Here is a 3,981-nt window from a genome sequence, read left to right on the forward strand (position 1 = left end):
CTCATTCAAGCAGCAAAAGCTAAAGCCCGTGGATACCGTTCAACTCGTAATCTCATCACCATGATTTACCTCCTCGGGGGCAAGCTCGAATTTCCCCCTACCCACACGAAATAGCGAGGAGCCAAATTTTTCTACACTCAATATTCGAACCAATACAACTGGAGAAGCAAAGAGAACAAGATAATTTACAAATCTACATACTATCAGAATAGATGTTTCGCGGGCGATAGAGGACATGTTATTTTAAACTATTGGCAAAAACTAAATTGTTCAATACATTCAAAAGCATCCGGTTATTGCAAATAATATTCGAATAGGCCTGATTTGCTAACGGACACGCGCACTCTCTATTTTTGATAGATTTCCGAACATCTTGTGCCTTTTTTCCATGCCAGATTTTCCAAAAATCATATTCGGTATCGCGTACATTACCCAGAGACTTTGCATAACCCAGGACGCAACAGGGCCATAATTCAGCATGAGGTGTCAGATGAACATTTGATATTCCCGCATAACACGGTATCACCTGTCTGTTTTGTACCGCAATTTTTGCTGCAAGTTCATAATAAACTAATCTCAACGATTCAGTTATTTGCGCCAATCTTTTTTTATTGTTTAAGTTTTGACGTACTTTTTCAGCAAATTTTTTCATTAAATGAGCATATTCGTGCCCTGATGGAGTAATTGGATCACCAATATTAAAAAACTCTTCTCTTTGCTCGGCAATTTCGTTTCTATAACTTTGAACGCCTAAGCCATGTACAAAATCTTCTATTTCATCCAAGCTGTTTTTATTAAAATTTGAAACGACAGTTCCGATTTCAAGATGAAAATTATCATATTCCCTTTGTAGCTCTTTGAGTTCTGTCACTGTAGCCATCAGCCGTTGCCAATTCCCCGGTACACCGCGTATTTCATCATGTTGTTTTCCGATTCCATCGAGTGACGGCTTGATGGTCACAGGTGTCTTCAATTTTTTAGCTTTGAGCATGTCCAGGATAGCGCGTGTTCCCTGGACAACCCTCTTGGTGGCGATGGCGTTTGTTGGTGAATGGATAATGGCCGGCTTGAGGTAGGTGACAGCGGCTTCTACGATTTCAGGCAAATCATCCCGAAGGAACGGTTCACCTCCGCTCAAATTAAAAAAATAGACCTTACTTCCTATGGATTTGAAAATTTTCTTGATTTCATCGAGCCTGAGTTCGTTAGAGGGATCCTGCCATTTATTGGGATATATCTTCCAGATACCACACGTTTTGCATCTGCTTTGACAGCGATTCGTCACCGAAAAGGTAAGGGTTATCGGTCTGATGGGCTTAATGAGTCCATGATATGCCAGCTTGAATCCCAATGTTTTGGGATAAATATGAGTACTGAAATCTTTCGCATTCATGCATGCCTACCAAAGCTTATGTTAGATTTTCTGGGCACAAACGACCATGGATCCACCGAATACAAGGTTGAAAACCGGAATGGCGCCAAAAAATCGATCAAACGGTGCAAGCAATTTGACAAAATCAAAGTTGATCATCCTCCATTCTCTTACTTTGAGTCCAGCCTTTGCCACTTCCCTTGTGAATCTGACAACGCCAAAAGGATTCTCATTATCCCCAATAAAATTCTTCTTCTTGCTCTTGGGTGAGTGGTGCCAGTGATACACGTAGGGATTCCAGCCATTTGTCTCGATACTGAAAAGCAAACCACCCGGTTTCAAAACTCGAGTGATCTCAGACAAGGCGATATGCCGAGCCAAAAAATGATGCAGAACCTGATTATGGGCGATAAGATCAAAGCTATCGTTATGAAACGGGAGGGACTCGATATCTCCTGAAACAAGTGAAATACCTGGGGTTCGTTTTTTGGATAACGTACAGAGGAGCTGATACACAATATCCACACCAACGACATTGAATGACGGAATTTTGTGAAGTTCTCTACCAAGGGTCATCCCACCACATCCCAGATCCAAAACACTGTACTGACCTTCCTCAAAATCAATATATTTTCCCAAAAGTCCAAAGACACGATCCATCTTTTTCTTACCCCATGCAGAGCCACGATAGTTATCGCCTTCACGGGCAAGTTGTGCCAAGTTGATTTTAATTTCTTCTTTCTTATCTTGGGTCATCATGGTAACTCCTGAAGTTTAAAAAAATTATTATAACCCAAAGTGTCAATGTAATTTTTGAGTTATTTCATGCACAGACCGCATCAAAAGCATCGTTAGAATCAAGGAACCAATCGATACAGGAATCATGGTTGAATAAGCCATGCCAATAACCCCATACTGCGGAATCGAAAAACAACTCATGAGTATCTGAAAAACCAGTATAACATATATTATAGTGGTTGCTAGACGTACTTTTCCGATTGAAATGGAAATTGAAGATAATGTTTGGAAAAATGATAGAACACCCATAGATAAGAACAATATCGCCATTACATTTGACAACGAGGAGTAGCCTTTTGGGTAGACAAATCGCAAAATATCATCTGAAAATATCGCAACAAGTAGAGATGAGATCAGGATAAGAGCTGCGAGTGAATACAGACATTTTTTCAATGCGATGACAGTTTGATCGTATTTTGATTCTTTTATAAATCTCGATATTATTGGAATTACTGTCATTGAGTATGCAAAATATATATAATAGGGAATTTTTGAAATTGTAGCAGATGCAGCATAAAATCCCACTATTTCACTTTGTTGAAAAAAATATTTTACAATTATCATATCAATATTCATATATACAGCTATGCCTATCGACATAAAAATCACAGGAATCGCAAATGCAATAATTGGTCGTGATGAGTATCTTTTGGTTTTTGATTTTATATAAATCCTTTTATGTAAAAAAAATGCATTTATAATTCCAGCGATTACAAAACCAGACAAAACACCACATATTTGAAATCCTAGTAAAATAAAAATAACTGCAAATATTATTCTGGTGATAGGATATAATGCTACAAAAAATGATTGCTCTTTAAATCTTTGGCATCCATTCAAATACGACATGAATGAATTATTAAATGTGAATATTGGTATTAAAAACGATGAAATTACTATGGATAAAACAATTGATTTATCTTTCATCAAATATATCCATAGTGGAGTTAAAGATATGTATATAAGAAATATCGTCATACCGAAAATCATATATGCATATTTACCTGCCAGAAATATATCATATGATTCTTTTTTATTATCAGAGATGAATTTTGATATCGATTGTGGAAATCCAAATTGTATGAAAACCATTCCTATTGCGCTGATGTTTAATACTACAGCTAGGTTACCATAAATTATCGGATCATTGAAATAGTAGGCTGAAAATACGTGTAAAACATATGCGCTTCCGACAAAAACTAATCGTGCACCCATAAAATAAAGTGAAGATTTTTGAATGCTCACCTCACACGTTTTTTCATTACACATCGAATTTCCATTCTTTTTTTAAGTCCATATGCAAAACGTCACTCATTGCTTCTACATCCTGCATTCCCGAAATATTGTAACGAGATTTAACCAAAAAATATTTTAAATAACTAAAATAGAAGAAAATATAGCCATTTTCCCTTGCATTTCTCCTCGTTATATGCCATAAAAATGTAACGATGAATCAAGGGGGATTCAGATGGCTATCGTCTATCAAAAAAATAAGAAAAGCGGCATCACATACGTGTATGAGTCCATCTCCTTTTGGGATAAGGAAAAGAAGCAATCTCGCGCCAAGCGTAAATGCATCGGCAAACTGGACCCAGCAACCCAGCAGATCGTACCAACACATAAGAAGCAATCATCTCGACGAGAAAGTCCCGCAACTCAGGTAAAAAGGGGGCCGGTTCCCACCATTGAAGCCTCGCACAGCTTTTATGGTGCCACTCACCTTTTTGATTTGATCGGACAAAAAACAGGCGTTACAAAGGATCTAAAATCGTGCTTTCCAAACACATATAAGCAAATTCTCTCCATAGCTT

General features: G+C 37.6%; 4 protein-coding genes. 1 reads left to right on the plus strand and 3 read right to left on the minus strand.

The window, feature by feature from the left end:
• Positions 1-238: 238 nt before the first annotated feature.
• Genes ACTVJH_RS15615 through ACTVJH_RS15625 form a run of 3 tightly spaced genes read right to left on the minus strand, consistent with a single transcriptional unit; the run spans position 239 to position 3,439 of the window.
• Positions 239-1,393 (minus strand): radical SAM/SPASM domain-containing protein, encoded by a 1,155-nt coding sequence (locus ACTVJH_RS15615; protein ID WP_455992766.1) that lies wholly within the window; start codon positions 1,391-1,393, stop codon positions 239-241.
• A gap of 21 nt (positions 1,394-1,414) precedes the next feature.
• A complete protein-coding gene (locus ACTVJH_RS15620) occupies positions 1,415-2,131 on the minus strand; it encodes a class I SAM-dependent methyltransferase (protein ID WP_455992769.1) in 717 nt (238 codons plus the stop codon).
• Between the two features lie 42 nt (positions 2,132-2,173).
• Positions 2,174-3,439: an oligosaccharide flippase family protein gene (locus ACTVJH_RS15625; protein WP_455992772.1), complete on the minus strand. Its 1,266-nt coding sequence runs from the start codon at positions 3,437-3,439 to the stop codon at positions 2,174-2,176.
• 199 nt (positions 3,440-3,638) lie between these two features.
• On the opposite strand from ACTVJH_RS15625, the gene ACTVJH_RS15630 reads away from it, so the two are divergent.
• The coding region (locus ACTVJH_RS15630) for a hypothetical protein (protein ID WP_455992775.1) at positions 3,639-3,981 on the plus strand (343 nt) is incomplete at its 3' end.

The organism is Desulfoplanes sp. PS50, from assembly GCF_053851535.1.

Excerpts from the sequence above, each read along its gene's own strand:
- ACTVJH_RS15615 (WP_455992766.1), bottom strand. The coding sequence starts at position 1,393 with ATGAATGCGAAAGATTTCAGTACTCATATTTATCCCAAAACATTGGGA.
- ACTVJH_RS15620 (WP_455992769.1), bottom strand. The coding sequence starts at position 2,131 with ATGATGACCCAAGATAAGAAAGAAGAAATTAAAATCAACTTGGCACAA.
- ACTVJH_RS15625 (WP_455992772.1), bottom strand. The coding sequence starts at position 3,439 with ATGTGTAATGAAAAAACGTGTGAGGTGAGCATTCAAAAATCTTCACTT.